Annotated in this window: 17 protein-coding genes; 8 read left to right on the top strand and 9 right to left on the bottom strand. The window is 40.7% G+C overall.

What is annotated here, in order from left to right; all coding sequences use genetic code 11:
- Positions 1-62: 62 nt before the first annotated feature.
- From CH362_RS05300 to CH362_RS05270, 7 genes are all read right to left on the bottom strand, one after another.
- Positions 63-719 carry a PROCN domain protein gene (locus tag CH362_RS05300; RefSeq protein WP_100709343.1) on the bottom strand — a complete coding sequence of 219 codons (657 nt, stop codon included), beginning with the start codon at positions 717-719 and terminating at the stop codon, positions 63-65.
- Positions 719-1,738, bottom strand: a complete 1,020-nt coding sequence (locus tag CH362_RS05295) for an adhesin OmpL37 family surface protein (RefSeq protein ID WP_100709341.1) — start codon at positions 1,736-1,738, stop codon at positions 719-721. The genes CH362_RS05300 and CH362_RS05295 overlap by 1 nt, the downstream gene beginning before the upstream one ends.
- Before the next feature lie 76 nt (positions 1,739-1,814).
- Positions 1,815-3,041: an LL-diaminopimelate aminotransferase gene (locus tag CH362_RS05290; RefSeq protein WP_100709339.1), complete on the bottom strand. Its 1,227-nt coding sequence runs from the start codon at positions 3,039-3,041 to the stop codon at positions 1,815-1,817.
- A 4-nt stretch (positions 3,042-3,045) separates the two neighbouring features.
- A complete protein-coding gene (locus CH362_RS05285; RefSeq protein WP_100709337.1) occupies positions 3,046-3,405 on the bottom strand; it encodes a DUF2203 domain-containing protein in 360 nt (119 codons plus the stop codon).
- 10 nt (positions 3,406-3,415) lie between these two features.
- Positions 3,416-4,342 (bottom strand): aspartate carbamoyltransferase, encoded by a 927-nt coding sequence (pyrB, locus tag CH362_RS05280; RefSeq protein WP_100709336.1) that lies wholly within the window; start codon positions 4,340-4,342, stop codon positions 3,416-3,418.
- 132 nt (positions 4,343-4,474) lie between these two features.
- Positions 4,475-7,600 carry an efflux RND transporter permease subunit gene (locus tag CH362_RS05275; protein ID WP_100709334.1) on the bottom strand — a complete coding sequence of 1,042 codons (3,126 nt, stop codon included), beginning with the start codon at positions 7,598-7,600 and terminating at the stop codon, positions 4,475-4,477.
- A 12-nt stretch (positions 7,601-7,612) separates the two neighbouring features.
- Entirely contained in the window at positions 7,613-8,554 is a 942-nt protein-coding gene (locus CH362_RS05270) for a fatty acid desaturase family protein (protein WP_100709332.1), read from the bottom strand.
- Between the two features lie 194 nt (positions 8,555-8,748).
- Here CH362_RS05270 and CH362_RS05265 point away from each other — a divergent pair, with 194 nt between their 5' ends.
- From CH362_RS05265 to ruvA, 3 genes are all read left to right on the top strand, one after another.
- Positions 8,749-9,855, top strand: coding sequence for an MBL fold metallo-hydrolase (locus tag CH362_RS05265; protein WP_244280485.1), 1,107 nt, complete (start codon positions 8,749-8,751; stop codon positions 9,853-9,855).
- 92 nt (positions 9,856-9,947) lie between these two features.
- Positions 9,948-10,925 carry a hypothetical protein gene (locus tag CH362_RS05260; RefSeq protein ID WP_100709331.1) on the top strand — a complete coding sequence of 326 codons (978 nt, stop codon included), beginning with the start codon at positions 9,948-9,950 and terminating at the stop codon, positions 10,923-10,925.
- Positions 10,926-10,935: 10 nt separating this feature from the next.
- Positions 10,936-11,571 carry a Holliday junction branch migration protein RuvA gene (gene ruvA / locus CH362_RS05255; RefSeq protein ID WP_165780240.1) on the top strand — a complete coding sequence of 212 codons (636 nt, stop codon included), beginning with the start codon at positions 10,936-10,938 and terminating at the stop codon, positions 11,569-11,571.
- A gap of 290 nt (positions 11,572-11,861) precedes the next feature.
- On the opposite strand, the gene CH362_RS05245 is transcribed toward ruvA, so the two are convergent.
- Positions 11,862-13,001 carry a DUF819 family protein gene (locus CH362_RS05245; protein WP_100709325.1) on the bottom strand — a complete coding sequence of 380 codons (1,140 nt, stop codon included), beginning with the start codon at positions 12,999-13,001 and terminating at the stop codon, positions 11,862-11,864.
- Between the two features lie 358 nt (positions 13,002-13,359).
- Here CH362_RS05245 and CH362_RS05240 point away from each other — a divergent pair, with 358 nt between their 5' ends.
- A complete protein-coding gene (locus tag CH362_RS05240; protein ID WP_100709324.1) occupies positions 13,360-13,806 on the top strand; it encodes a DoxX family protein in 447 nt (148 codons plus the stop codon).
- Positions 13,807-13,915: 109 nt separating this feature from the next.
- On the opposite strand, the gene CH362_RS05235 is transcribed toward CH362_RS05240, so the two are convergent.
- The gene (locus CH362_RS05235) at positions 13,916-15,400 is read right to left on the bottom strand and encodes a sulfurtransferase (protein ID WP_100709323.1); all 1,485 of its coding nucleotides are present in this window, start codon (positions 15,398-15,400) and stop codon (positions 13,916-13,918) included.
- A 329-nt stretch (positions 15,401-15,729) separates the two neighbouring features.
- On the opposite strand from CH362_RS05235, the gene CH362_RS05230 reads away from it, so the two are divergent.
- From CH362_RS05230 to CH362_RS05215, 4 genes are read left to right on the top strand one after another with little or no spacing between them, the layout of a single operon-like run.
- Entirely contained in the window at positions 15,730-15,942 is a 213-nt protein-coding gene (locus CH362_RS05230) for a hypothetical protein (RefSeq protein ID WP_244280484.1), read from the top strand.
- Entirely contained in the window at positions 15,896-17,068 is a 1,173-nt protein-coding gene (gene sucC / locus CH362_RS05225; protein WP_100709321.1) for an ADP-forming succinate--CoA ligase subunit beta, read from the top strand. Before CH362_RS05230 ends, sucC begins: the two co-directional genes overlap by 47 nt.
- Positions 17,069-17,094: 26 nt before the next feature.
- Positions 17,095-17,979, top strand: coding sequence for a succinate--CoA ligase subunit alpha (gene sucD, locus CH362_RS05220; protein WP_100709320.1), 885 nt, complete (start codon positions 17,095-17,097; stop codon positions 17,977-17,979).
- 29 nt (positions 17,980-18,008) lie between these two features.
- A complete protein-coding gene (locus tag CH362_RS05215) occupies positions 18,009-19,607 on the top strand; it encodes a TolC family protein (protein WP_100709318.1) in 1,599 nt (532 codons plus the stop codon).
- Positions 19,608-19,611: the final 4 nt, after the last annotated feature.

Raw genomic sequence — 19,611 nt, 5'->3', positions numbered from 1 at the left:
CTAAGCGAGAAAATTCCTCTACTTTTTTGTACGCGGAGGATAGTTTTTTCGCTCTTAGACTATTACTTAACTAAACGGTCTGCTGCTTTTTTGTATTCTTCTGGATAAGGAAGTTTGGATACTTTTAAGCTGGATAGAGAGTATTTTAAAGATCTTTTATATAACACTAATGCGTAAAGATGATTTCCGTCACGGCGGAATTTATTTCCGGAAAGCCACTCTTCTCTTGCCATTCTGAAATAATCATTGGCTCTTTCTTCTTCTTTTACAGTAAGTGGATGGTGATCTTCTGATTCCATTTTTAAAAAACGGGATTCTTTCGCCACATGCTGGAGTAGTTTATCTGAAGAAGTTTCTGCAAATTCGGACCAACGTTTCATTGAATCCGGAAGTGCTCTTTCGAGTAACGCTAGGCTGTCCGTTTTTTCCTGGACACTTCCTACTTTGGAAGCTGAATTTAGATCTGCGGAATAATTTTCTATTTTTTGTAAGTCTTTTCTAAGTTCAGAGGATTCGAATGAGCTTCCAATCTCTCTTAATATCCTAACTTTCGAATCTACTGATTTTTTTCTTTCTCTGAATCCTTGTGTGGACCCCGAAGAATAGATCCTTCCGGCAAGTATTGTCACAGCAACTAGTGAAAATACTACTAACCATTTCCAAAACCGGCCGCCCTTTACTCTAAGAGAAATGATCTCGGCAGGAGTAGGAAGATCCATTATTTGCTCCCTCCTTGTGCAGGAACAGGAGGTAACGCTTCATTTTTATTGATATCGTCTACACGGATCTCTTCATTACTTTTTTCTAAAAAGGAAACCCTTCCATTGGTGATAAAGCTGTAATTATCATCATGGATTTCGAGTAGATCTACTGGATTATCTTTTCCTTCTCCAGGAGGTGCGATCTTTGGAGAAAGTAATTCGTTGTCTATATAATCTATGAGAGTGTTTCGAATACGATCGTAATCAGAGATATTTTCCTTCTCCGCAATGTTTCTGACCTCGTCCAAGTTCACAAATTGGAACTCACGCTTATCGTCATTAGGGGTTTTAGCAGCAATCATTGCGAGAAGTGCAAATCTTCTGGCTCTTCTTGCGACCTTGATCCCTTCTCCAAAAAGTACTAATTTCACTCTGAATTGATAAGGAGAAGAATTATAAGCAGTGGTAAAATTATCTTCAGAGGATTTTAGATCTCTAAATCCAAGCTTCAATAAATGTTGTGCGATCTTATCGTTAGAACGAATGATCATTGGAGAAGCAGCTTCTAAAAGGATACGAGCAGTTTTGATATAATTTTCGTGAACTACTTGGAAGATATCTTTCATCTCCCCTTGTGCGGACTTCAGGTTTTTATAAGACAAACTGTAATTACTTTGGAAATACCACATATTTCCATTGAAGTCAGCTTGGTTTGCCTTCTTGAAGGATTTATAATTGTCTATAGTATTCAGCTTTTTGAAAAGTTCAGTTTGCCCGCTAGCAGTTGCAGTTTGTCCAGACTGGGCATTTTCTGCAGCAGTTGCTACTCCTGCCTGGGATTTAGGCCCTCCACCCTCTTCTAAAGGTGGTGCGAGGTTACTCACGCAGATATTGATAAACTTTATATTTATCTTATTCTCATCAATCAGGATCGCGAGATTCGTTTGGTCCGGAGAAACTGCGTAAGTCCTATCCGTGAAAAAAATCGGCGCCGCAGCGAATACAAAAAGAAGAATGCGTGTATATTTCGAACCCATAGCTTTCCCTACTAGTAGTCTATCGGCAGGGTTTCAAAATGTATATTCTCTTTTTTTTGAGGAAAAGCGCCCTGATTTACAGAGCGCTGATACGTCGGATTGCTTCGATCACGTCGTCTTTTTTGCCGAAGGCGGAAAGTCTGAAGTAACCTTCGCCCGCAGGTCCAAAACCTGAGCCTGGAGTTCCTACCACCTGAGCCTTATCCAATAATTGGTCGAAGAAGTCCCAAGAGCTAAGATTATTCGGGGTTTTGAGCCAAATATATGGAGCGTTCACACCTCCGAATACATCGTATCCTGCTTTAATCAATCCTTCTCGGATCAATTTGGCGTTAGCCATATAAGTATCGATGCTTGCGCGGATCTCTTTTTTACCTTGAGTAGAATAAATTGCCTCGGCCGCTTTTTGGGTCACATAAGAAACACCATTAAACTTGGTGGTATGTCTTCTACTCCATAGTTGTCCGATGGAAACCTCTTGGCCGTCTTTAGTTTTTCCCTTTAACTCTTTAGGGATTACTATATAAGCACAACGAAGTCCAGTAAATCCTGCTGTTTTGGAGAAGGAGCGGAATTCTATCGCGACTTCTCTTGCTCCTTCTACCTCGTAAATGGATCTTGGAACTCCTGGTTCAGAGATGAATGCTTCGTATGCAGAATCATAAAGAATGATACTATTATTCTTTTTAGCGTATTCTACCCAAGCCTTGAGAGATTCTTTAGAAGCAACTGTTCCAGTTGGATTATTAGGAAAACATAAATAGATCAAGTCTGGTCTTTCTTTAGGGAAATCAGGTTGGAATCCATTTTCTTTTGTAGAAGGCATATAGATCAGATTTGCATATCTGCCATCAGGACCAGCTTCTCCGGTTCTTCCTGCCATCACGTTAGTGTCTACATAGACTGGATATACAGGATCTCCAATTGCGATTTTTGCATCCTGGGAGAATATTTCTTGGATATTTCCACAGTCACATTTGGATCCGTCGGATACGAAAATTTCGCTCTCATCCAATTTTACACCAAGAGGGGCATAATCATTATCTGCGATCGCTTTGAGTAAGAAAGAATATCCTTGTTCAGGTCCATATCCATGAAATCCTTCCGGAGTTCCCATTTCTTTGGAAGAAGAAACAAGTGCATCCACAACAGATGGAGCCAAAGGAAGAGTAACGTCACCAATCCCGAGTCGGATGATCTTTGAGTTAGGATGTTTTTCGGAATAAACTTTTACTCTTCTTGCGATCTCCGGGAAAAGATATCCCGCTTTTAATTTCAGATAATTTTCGTTTATATTCGCCATTGAATTATTCGTAATCCTCGTCTATGTTTTGGATTGGCTTGCGTCCTGCAAAACCCTCGTCGTATCCGTGTTCGAAAAGAAGGTCCTCTTCTCCTAGATGCCAACAATAATAACCTTTTCCATTATCGAAGTCCACGAGCCAAAGCCCTTTGACTTCTATACCAAGTTCCCGGATCTTTCCGGACCACTCTACCAATAGTTCTTCGACCTTGGTCTCTCTGGCTTCTTGCTCATTCTCTTGGTATAAACCGTTTTTCAGTTCTTTGTGAACCGTTCCCACGATTTCATAAAATTCTTCCGTGATAGATCTGACATAGGGCAGAATTTTACGAGCTTCTTCGTATGTCCAGATCTTACGTTCCATTCTACTCCGCTTAAAAATGAACGCCCAGTGAAAGACAGAGTAACGTCATTCTGCTCACCACTCCGTATTTTGCCTGACGGAAATACGCAGCGTTCGGAAGATCATCCACATCTGTAGAAAGTTCATTCACTCTTGGAAGAGGATGAAGAACAGTAGTCTCTTTTTTAGATGCAAGTATCAATTCTTTGTTCAACTTGAAGGATTCTTTTAATCTTTCGTATTCTTTATGATCCGGAAATCTTTCTTCTTGGATGCGAGTCACATAAGCAATATCGCATTCCCAAACTTTTTTGATATCGTCAGATTCTTCGAAAGTGATCGGGAATCCTGCAAGTCCCTTCTTATAAGACTCAGGAAGAGAAAGTTCAGGTGGAGAAATCAAGTATAAGTGAACTTTATAATGGCGGAGAAGATTGATCAAACTATGGATCGTTCTTCCATATTTTAGATCACCGATGAATGCAAGAGTGAGTCCGTCCAATTTTCCTTTTTCGGAAATGATCGTATATAGATCTAATAGTGCTTGAGTGGGATGTTGTCCTGCTCCATCTCCCGCATTAATTACAGGGATCTTAACAGCACCCGCTGCAATTCTGGAAGAACCTTCTACAGGATGGCGGATCACTGCGATGTCTGCGTAAGCCTCTACCATTTTCATGGTATCGTATAATGTTTCGCCTTTAGATATGGAAGAAAATTGGAAACCTACTGTGGAGATTACCCTTCCTCCCAATCTTTCCATGGCGGCTTCGAATGAAAGTCTGGTCCTTGTGGATGCTTCGAAAAAAAGAGAAGCCAGAAGTTTACCTTCCAAGATCCCAAAGGCCTTATTTTGCTCGACCAGCCTTTCCATCTCTCGAGTTCTCTCGACTAAAAAGTCCAGATCCTCTTTGGAGAACTGGTCCGTATCCAGGATATTCTTATGCTCGTACGCCATTTTCTGGACAGATTGATCTGGCCGGACGCGGAGGCAAGAGAATTAGCGAGTTTCGCACAGAGAACACTGAGTTCACAGAGAGTTTTTGGTGTTTAGGTTTCCCAATCTTTCCCTCTGTGTTCTCCTTTCCTCTTAGTGATGCTTAGCTACCGGCTTAGATGTAAAACCTAGTTTAGTTCTCAAATTACTGAACACTGAAAGTGTTACAGGAACATAGAGTAAACTTCCTAGAGTTCCAAATCCAAGTCCCCAACCTAATGCCAAGGTCATAGGGATCAATACTGGATCCGATCCACCCACACTATATGCTGTTGGAAGAAGTCCCGCAACTGTAGTTAAGGTAGTTAGTAAGATCGGGCGGAACCTTCTGCGACTTGCTTCGAGTAAGATCTCATCCAAAGGTGCGTTAGAAGATTTGCGTATCGAATCGATACAATCCACAAGTACGATGGATGCATTTACAAGAACTCCTGCAAGTCCAATGATACCGATCATTGCTAAGAAGCTGAATGCTTTTCCGGATAATACAAATCCTGCTACGATCCCCACAAATCCAAGTGGGATTGTACTCAAGATCAATATAGGCCTTACCACATTCTGTAAAGTTAATGCAAGAATGATAAAGATCCCGAGTAAAGCGATCAATCCCGCTTTTCCGAGAGAGGCCATGGACCTTTGTGTGTCCTTCTCCTCTCCTCCGAATACGATTGAAACTCCAGGATATTGTCTTTCGATCAAAGGTTTGAACTCGTCGATTACCTTTTGGTTTGCTTCTCTGGAAGTCATACCTGTTTCGATCTTAATATCAGCATTTACTGTGACCGCTCTTTCAAAATCCCTGTGAGAAAGTAATTCAGGAGAATCTTTCAGATCCATTCTGGAAATTTTTGCAAGGTTAGTGATGTTTCCGGCCTTGTTCCTAAGAGGAATACTTTTTACTTCTTCCGGATTTTTACGGAAGTTCTTATCGTACATCACTCTCAGATAAATTTTAGTTTTACCTTGGCGGACGTTACCCGCTCTTTCACCATCGTATGCTGTTCTAAGCATGTTTGCAGCGGAGAAGGTGGATACCCCAGTAAAACTTTCCAATCCTTCGTCGAGCTGGATATACATCTGTTTTCGCCCGTTCCTATAATCATCTCGAACGGAATGTACGCCCTTAATTCCTCTTAAGAAGGATTGTAGATCTGCGGAAACTTTTTTAAGCACGTCATAATCTTTTCCGAGTACGCCGATTGTAATTGGAGCACCGATCGGAGGTGCCATCGCCATTTCTTCCAAATAGACATCGGAAAGCCCTGGCGTTTTTCGGATATCATCCTCGATGGAGGCTAATATTTCCGAAGCCTTTCTTTCTCGTTTAGACTCAGGAGTGAGATATACCATGATCACTCCCAGATTTTCTCCGAATCTGGATAATGGATCATCTGGATCTGTTTGTTGCACTCCTATCTTGGTGGAGTAACTTACCAGCTCCTCTTTAGGGATCTTCTTCAGGATCTCTTCCATATACTTCATCTTATCTCTAGTTTGGAAGATACGAGAAGAAGGAGGAAACTCCGCTTTAATTAGAAAGATCTCAATATCTTCTTTCGGGAAAAGAATAAAGTCCATCTGGGACATTACTCCGCAAGAACCCATCACAACGAATATGATCGCAAAGAAGGATTTGTTCCGATTTCGGATCGTCAAAGCTACAAAATCTGCAAACCTTTCCTCCATTCTTGCAAAGAAAGAATCCAATGATTTCCTGAACTTAGAGGTCCTCTTCAATTCATCCGGAGTTTTTGCAAATGCAGCAATTCTTGCTGGAAGAAATAAGAAGGACTCAATCAAGCTCGCAGTTAAAGCAATGATTACCACGAGTGGGATCTGCCAGATAAATTTCCCCATGATCCCAGCCATGAATAACATTGGGAGGAATGCAGCTACAGTCGTCAGATAAGATCCGAAGATCGGGACCAACATCTCAGTGGTTCCTTTCAAGGCAGCGGATGTTTTATCCATCTTCTCGCCTAGATAGGTATAAATATTTTCCGAAATTACGATGGAGTTATCCACGAGCATCCCGAGTGAGATAATTAACCCCATCATGGAAATCATATTAAAGGAAACATCAAAGAAAGGAAGCGCTGCGAATGTCATTAACATAGAAAGAGGCAATGACATAGAAGTCAAAGTCGCAGTTCTAAAATCTAAGAACAAAAACAAGATCCCGAAAACGATCAAAAATCCGATGAGCGCGTTCGAAGAGACCACGTTCAATCTGTTTTTGGTTCTTTTTGCTTCATCGTTTAATTTGAATGTTTTAATTCCTTCCGGATAAATTTTCTCAAGTTCCTTTAATCGAGCCTGGACATTATCTGCGACCTCTATCGCATCTGCTCTTTCCTTTTTGATAACGGAAAGGACTAAACCCTGTTGTCCATTCGCGATTGCAAGGAATCTTGGATATTCGAATGTATCCTCTACCCTTGCTAGATTTCCGATACGAACAGTGGAGAATATATCATTCGTTCTAACCGGGATTTTTCCTATCTCAGTAGGATTTTTAAATTCTCCATCAATCCTCAAATCAAATGCATTCTCCGAATCCACGGAACCAGCAGGTAGATTGATATTTCTTGTGCGGATCGTTCTTGTGATATCGGAAAGATCCAATTGGTATTGTTTCAATCTGTCCGCATTTACAAGAATATGCCATTCTCTATCACGTTTTCCGAATACATCTACTCTGGCTATTCCTGGGATCTTTTCTAATTCCAGTTCTATAAATTCAGCGATTGTATGAAGTTCTATCTCGTCCTTACCACCATAAACGGAGAAGTCCATGATCGGGAAGGAACCTGATTTCCTTTCCGTAATTTTAGGTTTTTCGGTTACCTGAGGAGGAAAATCGGAAATAGCATTGTCTACCGCTCTTCGGATCTCATCCAAAACTTTTTCTGGATTTTTCTCCTCTAAGCTTACACGAACATCTATATCGGAAACAGAGTTACGGGAGAAGGAACGGATCTCATCTATACCGTCTATCTCCTTGATCTTTTCTTCGATCGGATACGTTACCCGTAATTCCACGTCCGCAGGAGAAGCTCCCGGGAATTTCGTGGTGATCACGAGCTGCTTCATATCCACATTCGGAAAAGCGTCTCTGCGTAAACCGCAAAGGGACATTCCCCCAGCGGCAACAATGAATATGACTCCCAAATACATGAAGAGTCTATTGTGAATGAAAGATTGTATTATTGTTCTCATATGTTTTTCTTTTTATTTAGAAATTTTTCCATCCAAAGGTTCTAAGAGCCCGCCCCATTGGCTCCATGCTTGTCTAATAAAACTTTTATCCCAGGTTTCTCCGGAAACCTCCATCTGTTTAGGTAATCTATCCCAAGAACATCCAGGGAATTTATGATGAATCCTATGATAATTAAAATGTAAAAAAAACGCACTTACCGGTTTGGGTAGAGTTAAATTAAATGCCGAATTTTTATCATTAATTTCTTTCCCGTAATGATATGCATTATCGAAAAATGATATAAAAAATGACCTGCTTAAAAGTAGGAATACCAACAAAGGCCAATAATTTCCAAACAACCAAACACTAGGAATATAGAAGGCCAGTATCCAAAAAATATCCTTTCTTAATTCTTCCAAAATTTCAGGTCGATAGATCCATTTAAAAAAACCTTCTTCTATAGGATACTCAATGAAACGATCCACGATCGGTTTTGTCCAACGAGAAGGTAGAGAAAGCATGAGCCCTGTCCCTACTTCAAAAATATAAGTCGCTACAGTAATTCTGAAATAATAGTTTAGACTCTGAAACCATCTAGGCTTTGAAGAATTTGGATCATAAAATTCTATCCGATCACCAGGTTCTCTATTGAACTTATGATGCATCAGATGACTACATTTCAGAACTGAATAAGGAGCCCCGAACACGATACAAAGAAACCTTCCCCAAAAATGATTCTGTTTTCTTTCGTTCGAAAAATTCCCATGTATACTTTCATGGATCAGATTCCAAAAAGTATAGGAGACTGGCCCTAAAGAAGCCGCAAAAATCCAGGCTGCCCAATATGGAAAACTACCAAATAATAGTCCCAATGGTAATAAAAAATGGAAGCTGATAAATAAAAATATGACCGCAAGCGAAAGTATTCTATTTTTCGCAAATGGCAGGTCTCTGATCTGTATAGAAGCTTCCATTTAGGATAGAACGGGTTAGAGCTGAATTTTCTGCAAGCAACCTGTTAAACAAAGACTCGGCGACATCGGTCGGTTTGAAAAAAAATGTTTCGATTCTTATTACGACCCAGAAGAATAGAAATAAATTGAATAGGTTCCATTCTTTTAGAAAAAATTCGGCTCCAAAAATGTTACAAGAGGTCCAAAACATCAATATGAGTTTAATATTCCATTCTGCGACTCTCTTACTCGCAATTTCATTTTTCTATTGTTTTCCATTGGATCCGGACAGGGTAAAGTCCCCCAGTTATAAAGAAGGCAGATATCATAATTTAGATCCGGACGAAGAATTGCAGGGAAAGTCACCATTGGCCATCCTACGTTGGAAGCTTTGGGGACCTAAAGATCCCCCTGCAGTAGAAGGACTTACGGAAGAACTTCCTACAGTGCTGGAAAGAAACTCTAAAGACCTAATTGCTCCAGAAGGGAAAGTAAGAGTGGTTTGGTTCGGACATGCCACAGTTTGGATCTCTTCTACCAAAAATGGAAAAACAGTAAATGTTCTGACTGATCCGATCTTTGAAGCTCCCATTTTAGTAACAAGACTTGTAAAACTTCCTATCCCAAAAGAGGATCTTCCTCCCGTGGATTTTGTAGTAGTGAGTCATGCTCATAGAGACCATCTAGACCGAGATACATTACGCTATTTGAGAAGTAAAAATCCAAACTTACAGATACTTCTTCCTTCCGGAATGAAATCATTTTCAGAAGAAGAGAATTTAGGTGCTACCGTTTCCCAAGAGTTAGGCCAAGTTACTGCCAAAGAATCAGTAAAGATCACATTTCTTCCTGCGCATCATTGGAGTAGAATGGGAATCTCAGATACAAACCAGTATTTCTGGGGAAGTTATTCCTTTGAAGCTCAGGGAAAGATCATCTATTTTGCGGGAGATACTGGATATTCTTCTCATTTTAAAAATATCTCAGAACGTTTAGGAAAACCTGTAGATCTTGCACTTCTTCCGATCGGAGCTTATAAGCCTAGATGGTTTATGAAATATGCGCATATCGGACCCGGGGAAGCATTGATGGCGACCAAAGATCTAAATGCAAAGTCATTTGCGCCTATCCATTGGGGAACATTTCCTTTAGGGGACGATCTACCTAAAGAGCCAGTGTTAGATCTCAAACAAAGACTCTCCTTCCCAAGTTCTCCTGATACAAAAGGGATTAACCCTCCATCCGATGGAATTTCCTGGGGAAATAAGGACGGGGTCAAAATTGTACCTTGGACTATTGGCAGCGGGATAGACTTGGAATGATTTAGAAATTTCTATCCTAAGAAAAAAAGGTGCCTCCCGGAACTATTCCTGAATTCTGGTATAGAACTGTGTCCCGGAGGCTTCCGTCTAAAATGAGATTCGAAATTAAATCGTCATCATTCGTCCATTATATTATCTTAATACTACTGACCTTCTCCACTTCTCTATATGCTGTAGGTGGAGAAGAAAAAATTTATCCGCTCAATTCTGCCCAGGCAAAAACAATACAGCCTGAAGATATAAAAAAAGCAGAAAGAAGAGTAGACCAAAGAAAAGGACGCTGGTCCTTCCAATGGGGATACAATAGAGATTCTTATACTCAAAGTGATATCAACTTTAAAGGACCTGGATACTCTTTCACATTAAAAGATGTGGTCGCCAGGGACAAACCTGAAAAATTTTCCACAGATGTTTACTTAAATCCTTCTCTTTGGGAAATTCCTCAGTACAATTTTAAACTTACTTATTATCTTACAGACAATCTATTCATCGCATTCGGACAGGATCATATGAAATATGTAATGTCCAGAGGACAGGCTGCAAGTATCAGCGGATATATTGATCCTAATGCGATAGAATGGGCAAGGCTTCATACTTCTTTCGAGTCAGCTCCTTATGCATTATTATTTCCGAATAATATAAATCAGTTCGCAGGATACCATGGAGGAGAAACAGTCAATATCTCTCCAGACTTCCTGAAATTCGAACATACAGATGGTTTGAATTATTTATTTGTGGATGTTGGTTACGTAGCACCACTCTGGGTTTCTCCAAATGGGGAGAATGCATTTAGTTTAGTAGGTTCCGTTGGGGCTGGACCTGTAGTTTGCAGAAGTGATGTAAGACTATTTGGAGAAGGTCATAATAATAGATTCCACCTTTCTGGATATGGAGTTTCTGGATATTCAGCACTTAGGATCGACTTATTCAAATCCTTCTTCTTTGAATTTGGAGCAAAAGGTGGATATATAGATCTTACAAGTATCTATACCAACGGAAAATCCAAGGATCGCGCCACACAGAATTTCGGATTTGTGGAAATGATTGCCTCCGCAGGCATCACTTTTTAAACTTCCCGACATGATCTCCGGACTACAAGGTTCCATTCGAAAACTGGAAGTAGGCTCCGTGAACTTAGATGTTCATGGAGTAACTTACGAAATCGTAATTTCATTCAAGACATATTGGGAATTGAAAGAATTCCAAACTTCCGCAAAAGAAGTTCGACTTCATATCCATCATTCCATCACTGAAAGAGGCCAAAAACTTTTCGGATTCCTACAAGAAAGAGATAAAGAATTTTTCAAAGTGATGAAGGGCCTACATGGAATCGGAGAAATGACTGCACTCAAAGTGCTTTCCTTCTTTAGTCCTTGGGAATTGCATAAAATTGCTTCTTCCGGAGAAGCAAAGGACTTGGAAAAAATTCCAAAAGTCAGAGCAAAAACCTCCGAGAAAATCTTTTTCGAAGTAAAACAAAATCTTAAAAAGCTGGAGCTGTTTTTAGAAGCAGGTCCCGAAGATCTATCAATCCCTGAAACTTCTAAAGAAAGACTTCCTTCTCCAGAAGATCGATTCAAAGAAACTGCAGTCCAGGCACTTGTCCAACTAGGCTTCGAAGATAAATCTGCTCTAAAAGAAGTAGAGAAGATCCTAAAAAAACAAAGTTTTACGGATACCGGAGAATTGATCCGTGAGATATTAAAAAATCTTTAATTTCTGGTCGCGGGGAATCATTCGTGTGTTGGAATTCCAACGCGGTTATGGCGATCGCCCCCACCCTGGTTCGGGTGGAGGAGGTGGGCTTGTGGGAGAAGCCATTTCCCTATATATCAAAATTCCCGAAATTGCAACCCAAATTCCCACTTACAGCGCCTGTTGGAATTCCAACATCGAACTTCTCACAAATCTGCGCGGAATCGAAATTCCACATTAACCCCTCCGCGGCTTTGCGCCTCTGTGTGAAAAAACTCTGGGTCTCTCTTTCCTCCGCGCCTTTTCCCTCCCTATCTCGCCAAAAACCAATACACGGCCAGGCCTAGATAATTCCCAACTGCATAACCAATTAACCCAGTCAAAATCCCTAAGATCAAGACACCTCTGTTACCAATCGCCGCCGCAACAGAAGGAACAAACGCAGGGCCATAAATGCTAGATACAGAAGTAATAATCCAAGTATCGACTGGGATCCTAAACAAAATCCCGAAAAGTAAATGAAGAAGGATGGCAATCGACATAGTTGCAAGAACGATCAATAGAACACCAGATGCACCCTTAACTAAACTTCCAAAATCTGCCAAAAATCCGATAGCAACAGAGAATATTAGAATAAAATAATATCCTACTGGATAAGTGTTCAAACTTCTCACTTGTTTAGAAAACGAGATCCCGATTCCCCAGGTGGTAATCCCGAGTAGTATCAAAGGTGCAGAAGCTGTTCCTAAAATCACTTGAGAGATTCCAAGAGAAGCAGCAAGTCCCAAAACGGAAAGAACAACTCCTATTAACAAACGTAAAATAGGAGTTTTAGGAGAAATATTAACTTCTGAAGAAACTTCTAATTCTGCTCCGCTTGCGATCTCTGGTTTTAGGAAAATTGAATATACTTTTTTAGAAAAACTAAGGAGGAATAAAAGATAAGTTCCACCAATCAAAAGATCCACCGTGTTTACGAGTGCTATCGTTGCCTTGCCAGTATCCAATGCCAAGCCGATCGCATTTGAATTTGGAGTCCCTCCCGTATACAAACCTGCAAGCATTCCACCTATTTTAGAAGATTCAGGATGTAATGAACTTAAGAAAAGTCCTACGGAAACAGAGGAGATAGCGACTGCAATGCAGGAAAGAAAGAATGAGACTAATGCAAGTTTAGCCTCTTTAATCCCTTTCAAAAAATCAGAAGAAGCAAGTAAGAGAGGGATTGCGATCGGGATAGAAATTTCGGAAATTGTTTCTGCAATCTTTTTAGGTAAAAACTCAATTGGGATCAAATTACCCAATATGATTCCGGAAGCGTAGCATAGAACGACCGGACCTAAAAACCCCAGCCACTTATGTTTTCCAGAAAGACTTCCCGCAAGCCATGGGAATCCGAGAACAAATCCTAAAAATAAAACAGAGATTATCCAATGGAATACTTCAGACATCTTCTCTCCCGATCTTTTCCGAATGTACTAAAAAGATCTAAAGGACCATCCCAAATCCAACTCTCACAAATAACAGATTTAATTCTGCTATATTGAATTTTGCAGAAAATTCAGGTTAATAAACTGAGCCATCGAATCATATATTGATCATCTCTAAAAGTCGAAAATTTCCCTCCAAATCGGCGATTCCCGGCAGTTTATCCGAAGCAAACTTCAGAAAAGGAGTTCCTACCTGAAAAAATTTCCGATTTTTGCTAGACCTTGGTGAAAAAAACTTGTAAGAATTACTTCATATTCAAAGTAATATACTTTAATAATAAACTATTAATTTGTGAATTAATAGAAGGAAGTATTCAAAATGTTAGAAACATTATTAGCAACCAGCAACGATATCGTCCCACTGGTCTTAAGATTAACCCTCGGGATCGTAATCTTCCCACATGGCGCTCAAAAATTATTGGGCTGGTTCGGCGGTTACGGATTCAAAGGAACCTACGGTTATTTTACTCAAACTGCAGGTCTTCCAGGAATCATTGCATTCTTAGTTATTATTGGTGAATCATTCGGTTCAGTAGCTTTAATCCTAGGACTACTTACCCGCGTCTCCGCAATTGGTATTGGTATTATCATGCTTGGAGCTGCCCTACTCGTTCATAGAGAACATGGTTTTTTCATTAACTGGTTCGGAGCTCAAAAAGGAGAAGGTTACGAATTCCAAATATTAGCCATCGGACTTGCGATCGCATTAGCAATCGTAGGTGGAGGAGCTTATTCTTTGGATCTTGCTATCCTTTCTTCACTATAAGATAAAATTGCAAGCCCTCTGTGAACTCCGTGTTCTCCGTGCGAAATGTTTTACACTTTTTAAACAACACGGAGCCACAGAGAACACAGAGGATTTTTATTAACTAAGCTTAATACTTATAAGCCTTATCTGCCAATTGAGCCTTACGAGTTGTGGTCGCAGTAGGATCGATATCCGCTTGAGCCACTGTCACATAAGGGCTTCCAGTTCCACCGGATGCATGTGAATTATAATTAATGACCCCACTTGGAGCATAACTCAAATCCGCAGTATCCGTTCTGAAAGGAGAAGTTAAGGAAAGTTTATTAAAGCTAGTTCCTTCTGTAGAATCAGGATATTCAGCAACGAGTGAAGTCCATTCCACGAGCGAACCGTCATAGAATACAGTAGGATATCCTAATATATTCTGAGAAACAAACCCATTCACCTGAGCTTCAAAATTTGTTCTACATTGAGAAACGATCGTAGCTCCCGCAGTATAACCTGCTCCACCTGTTCCAGTATTTGCAAAAATCCCGGCAAGAGTCACCTTATCCTTAAATCTATAACCAGTAGCAGAAGTATCTAAGAGAGAAGCCCAAGGGAAAGTTTTTGCTCCTTTGATCCTAGTTTCAAACAAAACATACTTTTTAGGAGTTCCACTCACACCAGCTGCAGGTGCGCCAGAATCATTCCATGCAGTTGTAATATGATTTACCCCGGAATTAGTAATCCCAACTGTTTGATCAAACTGCGCTGTAGGTCTCGCATCTACAATGATTTGTGTCCCGGTAAGTCCACTTACAGAAGCACTACCGTTATTCTTAACGATCTTAATGATATCCTCTAGGGTAAGAGTGATGATCGTATTATCCACCTTCAGTTGTTTAACACTGAAATTTCCATTCGCATTCGGAGCTGTGTCCTTGGTCGCCGAAAGATAAGTTGCATTCGTAAAATTGGTCCTGATATCTCCATTTAGGATCGCAAGATGTTTGATATCCGCTCCCCAATATCTAAGCCAATAGATCCCTCTTGTAACATCCTGGGTTTGGCTTCCATTCGTATAAGCAGTACCGTTATTGTTTGCGGATCCAACTGCAAAAACTACTAGGTCCGTATTCAAGTTGATTCCATATAATTGCAGCCACTGATCCACAGTTGCTCCGTCCGCTTGATAACGAACTGAGTTACGAATAAGCCCTGTATTTCTTTGTTGGTTGAAACGAAATCCAGCTTGGAAATCATCCAGATGATACACGTAAACTCCGTTCGCGTTGTCTGACTTGATGTAGGATCTCCCACTTGTATCTCCCGAAAAATTATTCGCGAGACTACTTTGTAAGATCACAAGCTTTCCACTGATATGAGATGGCTTTTGGTTTTGCCAATCGCTCACCCAAGATTCCAAACGAGAAGCAGTGACAAGCCCCCATTCGTTATCATCATAAGAAGCAGCAGATTCATTTGTTAAATCCGAAGCGGAATTAACCGGGATTGAATTTCCAAAACCAGCCAAGACCGCGAGCGCAGAATTTGAATCTGAACCTCCTGAATCACAGGAGACAAACGTCCCCAAAAATAGGCTTACCAGCCCAATATAGATCACCTTCATTTATATTTCTCCTAACGTGGCAAGCCACGGGTTAACCCTTTCTGCTTAGAATGATCCTAAAAATCAGGTAAAATATACAATATAGCAGAAAATATACCGCAATAACGGAAAATATATTGGTTCAGTTTCCAAAGTATTGTCACAGAAATGTCTCGGAGGGGGGCGTCTCCCCCTCGCTTCAGCCGCATTCGCGTCTTTCGCTACCCCCTCTCCGGGAAATCTTTTCTCGTCACAACCCCGGACCCCGGTCGTCATAAAAAGAAAAGCAAGACCTTCGCGGCTTTGCGTGAAATAAAAATGAGGAAAAACGTTCTTCCATAGGAAGACATATGGAAACGAAAAGAGCCAACCCGCTGTTGCACCTAGGTTTGTCCGTTCATTTCCAAGCGCATGTGGGAACTCCTACCGAAAGGGGATGGACAGGATTCTTCCAGGTAAAATCCTTAGAAAAAGCATTCCAAACTGAACTCACATCCAAAAAAACAAGGTTGATTCATGAAAATTCACGAGTACCAGGCCAAGGAAATCCTGAGACGCCATAACGCCAAAGTTCCTTTCGGCGTAGTAATTGATAAAAAAGAAGACGGTGCAAAAGCCCACGAAGAAGTTTCTTCCAAAACGGGAGCATCTGTCGTAGTCGTAAAAGCTCAAATCCATGCAGGTGGTAGAGGAAAAGGCGGCGGAGTTAAAGTTACCAAAACTAAAGAAGACGCATTAGCTGCTGTAGACAAGATCCTAGGCATGCAACTTATCACTCCTCAAACTGGACCTGAAGGTAAAAAAGTTCTAAAAGTTTATCTAGAGCAAGGGATCAATATCGCGAAGGAATTTTATTTAAGTGTATTATTAGATCGCGCGATCCGCAAAACAATCATCATGGCTTCCACTGAAGGTGGTATGGAGATTGAAGAAGTTGCGGAAACTCATCCTGAAAAAATCCTGAAGATCGCTGTAGATCCTGGTATCGGATTACAACCAAACCAAGCTTCTCAACTTGCTTTTGATCTCGGACTTCCTGCTGAATCTCACAAGTCTTTTAAAGCTCTTCTTACTTCTGTTTATAATGCTTATATTAAAGAAGATGCATCTTTATTAGAGATCAACCCTTTGATCCTTACAAAAGAAAATGAGATCATTGCAGGAGACTGTAAGATCGACTTAGATGAGAATGCACTTTATCGCCATCCAGAAAACGCTGCATTCAGAGACGTTTCCGAAGAAGATCCTTTGGAAGTTCAAGCTAGCGAATACAATATCAACTACGTTAAGTTAGATGGAAACATCGGCTGTATGGTTAACGGTGCTGGCCTTGCAATGGCAACCATGGACATCGTTAAACTTGCTGGCGCTGAACCTGCAAACTTCCTAGACGTGGGCGGTGGGGCTAATGTTACTACTGTTACGAACGGATTCAAACTGATATTAGGAGATCCAAATGTTAAAGGGATCTTTATCAATATCTTCGGAGGAATCGTTCGTTGTGACCGAGTTGCTCTGGGGATCATCGAAGCTGCTAAAGCTGTGAACATCAATGTTCCATTAGTAGTTCGTTTGAAAGGGACCAACGCGGAAGAAGGTAAAAAAATCCTGAACGAATCCGGTCTAAACATCATCGGAGAAGAGGATCTTCGTACCGCGGCTAAAAAAGTGGCAGATGCCATTAAATAAATAACATAAGGTTAACTTAATATAACATGGCAGTATTAGTAGATAGCAATACAAGAGTTGTAGTTCAAGGGATTACCGGCAAAGAAGGTTCTTTCCACGCGACTCAAATGATAGAATACGGAACTAGCGTTGTAGGAGGAGTAACTCCAGGCAAAGGCGGACAAACAGTAGAACTCGCGAGCAAAAACGTTCCAGTATTCAATAGTTTAAAAGACGCGATCGTTAAAGAAGGAGCAAATGCTTCTATCATTTTCGTTCCGCCTCCATTCGCAGCAGATGCGATCTTAGAAGGTATCTTCAATGAAATTCCTCTCGTGGTTTGTATCACTGAAGGAATTCCAACACACGATATGCTTAAGGTGTATAGCGCACTTCGTAATTCCAAAACCAAACTGGTTGGACCGAACTGCCCTGGTGTGATCTCTCCTAAATACAAAGTTAAAATGGGGATCATGCCTGGTTTTATTCACCAAGCAGGAAACGTAGGGATTGTTTCTCGTTCAGGAACCTTAACTTACGAATCAGTTGCACAGCTAACCCAACATGGTTTGGGACAATCCACTGTAATTGGTATCGGTGGAGACCCAGTTCCAGGAATGAATCACACAGAAGCAGTTAGACTTCTGAATGAAGATCCTGAAACCAAAGGAATCGTAATGATCGGAGAGATCGGCGGAACTTCCGAAGAGGAAGCTGCTGCTTATATCAAAGCTCATGTTAAAAAACCTGTAGTAGGATTTATCGCAGGTCAAACTGCACCTCCTGGAAAAAGGATGGGACATGCTGGCGCGATCATCAGCGGAGGAATGGGAACAGCTTCTTCTAAAATGAAAGCTATGCAGGACGCAGGTATTTCTGTTTGCCAATCTATCGCCGAAGTCGGCGAAAAAATGAAAAAAGCATTAGGTTAATCTAATACTTTTAGATCGGAGGAAAGGTTATGAAATTAGAAAATGGGAATTTTTGGACCAAAACAATAAGTGGAAAGACTATCTCTGTCTTTTTGGTTTCGAGCCTCATCCTCCTTTCGGGATTTTCCGGAGTATTCTCCCAAGAGAATAAATCCGGAAAGGTCCTGAGGTTAACTACTGAAGAGACAGTTAAACGAGCTCTTGATAGTAATTTCAAACTACAAAACCTGAGATATGAATTGGCAAAAACCGATTCAAGCTACTTGAAAGCAGAATCCCAATATTCTTGGAGATTAGTAGCTGACGGAAGTTTCAGACAAACTGTTCTTCCTTTGAACCAGAACAACGTATTTACTGGAACAAAAACTTCAGATGATACGATCAAAGGGGGGATTGAAAAAACAATCCGTACCACTGGAACCTACTTCAAGTTAGAAGCGGGAAACAGACGATTCGACTCAAACGCTTTCGAGGATAAGAGTAACCCTCTTACTGCAAGTTTTGCAGGACTCGCACTTCCCCCTCTTTACACTGGATTTATCACTGCTACAGTTTCCCAAGACTTATTGAAAAACTCATTTGGTTATAAGGGCAGAAACCAGGAGAAGATCCTGGACAATCAAAAAGAAATGGCGAAAAGCCAAGTTTCTCTTCAGATATCTGAAGCGATCGTAGGATCTCTTGTGGATTTCTGGGACTACTCAGTTAAACTACAGTCCTTAAAAACATTCCGCAGATTAAAAGAGAACGTAAGCAATATTAGAAATCTTACAGTGCGTAAACAAGGTTTAGGACTTTCGGAAGGATTCGAAGTCAACCAATGGAACGCGCTACTCGCACAAGCAGATAGCCAATTAGAAACTGCTGTTGTTCAAAAAGATGAAGCAAAAAGAAAATTAGCTCGTACTTTAAAATTAGAGAATGACTCGGACCTTTCAGAAGAAACAGACCTTATGGAAGAAATTCCCGAGAAGCCTGACTATACTAAAGACTTGGACATCGCTTACAAAAAGAGAGCGGATTATCTAAACGCAGTCAGAGAAAAAGAGATCGCTGAGCTAATGCTAAAAAATGCAAAAAGTGATCAGTTACCTTCTTTAACTCTTTCTGGTTCTGCTTCTTCTCAGGCTCAAACAATCACAAGCCCTGATAAAAATTTTACAGACGCAACAGATGGCGTTCAATCTGCGCGTTACAAAGACTTCAACGGAAAAGTAAGTTTCTCTTATCCATTATTTGATAAGGGAGTTGCTGCGGGAAGAAGAGACTCCGAGATCGGAGTTCGCCAAGCTACCCTAAAAGAAACCGAAGTTAAGAATGAAGTGAGAGACGATCTAAGAGGAAGGATCGATTCTTTAGAAGCTAGTTATAAAATTTATAAAAATTCCATAGTCACCGAAAGAGAAACCCAAAACTATTATAGCGGCGTTGTCCGAAGCTTCCAACAAGGAAGAGCGGATGCAGTCGCAGTTAAGAATGCTTTGGATACTTTGGTGAGAGACCAGCTCAGCCTTACTCAAGCAAAAGTTAATTTTAATATAGATCTAATGAGATACTATATCGCAAAAAATATGCTTTTGGAAAGATTCGATCTGGATGCAGAAAAACTTATTCCACATTTGGATTAATAGG

The sequence above is a fragment of the Leptospira saintgironsiae genome (genome assembly GCF_002811765.1).
Lineage (GTDB): Bacteria > Spirochaetota > Leptospiria > Leptospirales > Leptospiraceae > Leptospira_B > Leptospira_B saintgironsiae.
The sequence above is the reverse complement of the archived record's forward strand: the minus strand, read 5'-3'. Positions and strand labels throughout refer to the sequence as shown.

Coding starts and splice junctions, on each gene's coding strand:
- sucC (WP_100709321.1), top strand. CDS start 15,896: ATGAAAATTCACGAGTACCAGGCCAAGGAAATCCTGAGACGCCATAAC.
- CH362_RS05230 (WP_244280484.1), top strand. CDS start 15,730: ATGGAAACGAAAAGAGCCAACCCGCTGTTGCACCTAGGTTTGTCCGTT.
- CH362_RS05300 (WP_100709343.1), bottom strand. CDS start 719: ATGGATCTTCCTACTCCTGCCGAGATCATTTCTCTTAGAGTAAAGGGC.
- CH362_RS05215 (WP_100709318.1), top strand. CDS start 18,009: ATGAAATTAGAAAATGGGAATTTTTGGACCAAAACAATAAGTGGAAAG.
- sucD (WP_100709320.1), top strand. CDS start 17,095: ATGGCAGTATTAGTAGATAGCAATACAAGAGTTGTAGTTCAAGGGATT.
- ruvA (WP_165780240.1), top strand. CDS start 10,936: ATGATCTCCGGACTACAAGGTTCCATTCGAAAACTGGAAGTAGGCTCC.
- pyrB (WP_100709336.1), bottom strand. CDS start 4,342: ATGGCGTACGAGCATAAGAATATCCTGGATACGGACCAGTTCTCCAAA.
- CH362_RS05295 (WP_100709341.1), bottom strand. CDS start 1,738: ATGGGTTCGAAATATACACGCATTCTTCTTTTTGTATTCGCTGCGGCG.
- CH362_RS05260 (WP_100709331.1), top strand. CDS start 9,948: ATGAGATTCGAAATTAAATCGTCATCATTCGTCCATTATATTATCTTA.
- CH362_RS05245 (WP_100709325.1), bottom strand. CDS start 13,001: ATGTCTGAAGTATTCCATTGGATAATCTCTGTTTTATTTTTAGGATTT.
- CH362_RS05270 (WP_100709332.1), bottom strand. CDS start 8,554: ATGGAAGCTTCTATACAGATCAGAGACCTGCCATTTGCGAAAAATAGA.
- CH362_RS05290 (WP_100709339.1), bottom strand. CDS start 3,041: ATGGCGAATATAAACGAAAATTATCTGAAATTAAAAGCGGGATATCTT.
- CH362_RS05275 (WP_100709334.1), bottom strand. CDS start 7,600: ATGAGAACAATAATACAATCTTTCATTCACAATAGACTCTTCATGTAT.
- CH362_RS05240 (WP_100709324.1), top strand. CDS start 13,360: ATGTTAGAAACATTATTAGCAACCAGCAACGATATCGTCCCACTGGTC.
- CH362_RS05265 (WP_244280485.1), top strand. CDS start 8,749: ATGAGTTTAATATTCCATTCTGCGACTCTCTTACTCGCAATTTCATTT.
- CH362_RS05235 (WP_100709323.1), bottom strand. CDS start 15,400: ATGAAGGTGATCTATATTGGGCTGGTAAGCCTATTTTTGGGGACGTTT.
- CH362_RS05285 (WP_100709337.1), bottom strand. CDS start 3,405: ATGGAACGTAAGATCTGGACATACGAAGAAGCTCGTAAAATTCTGCCC.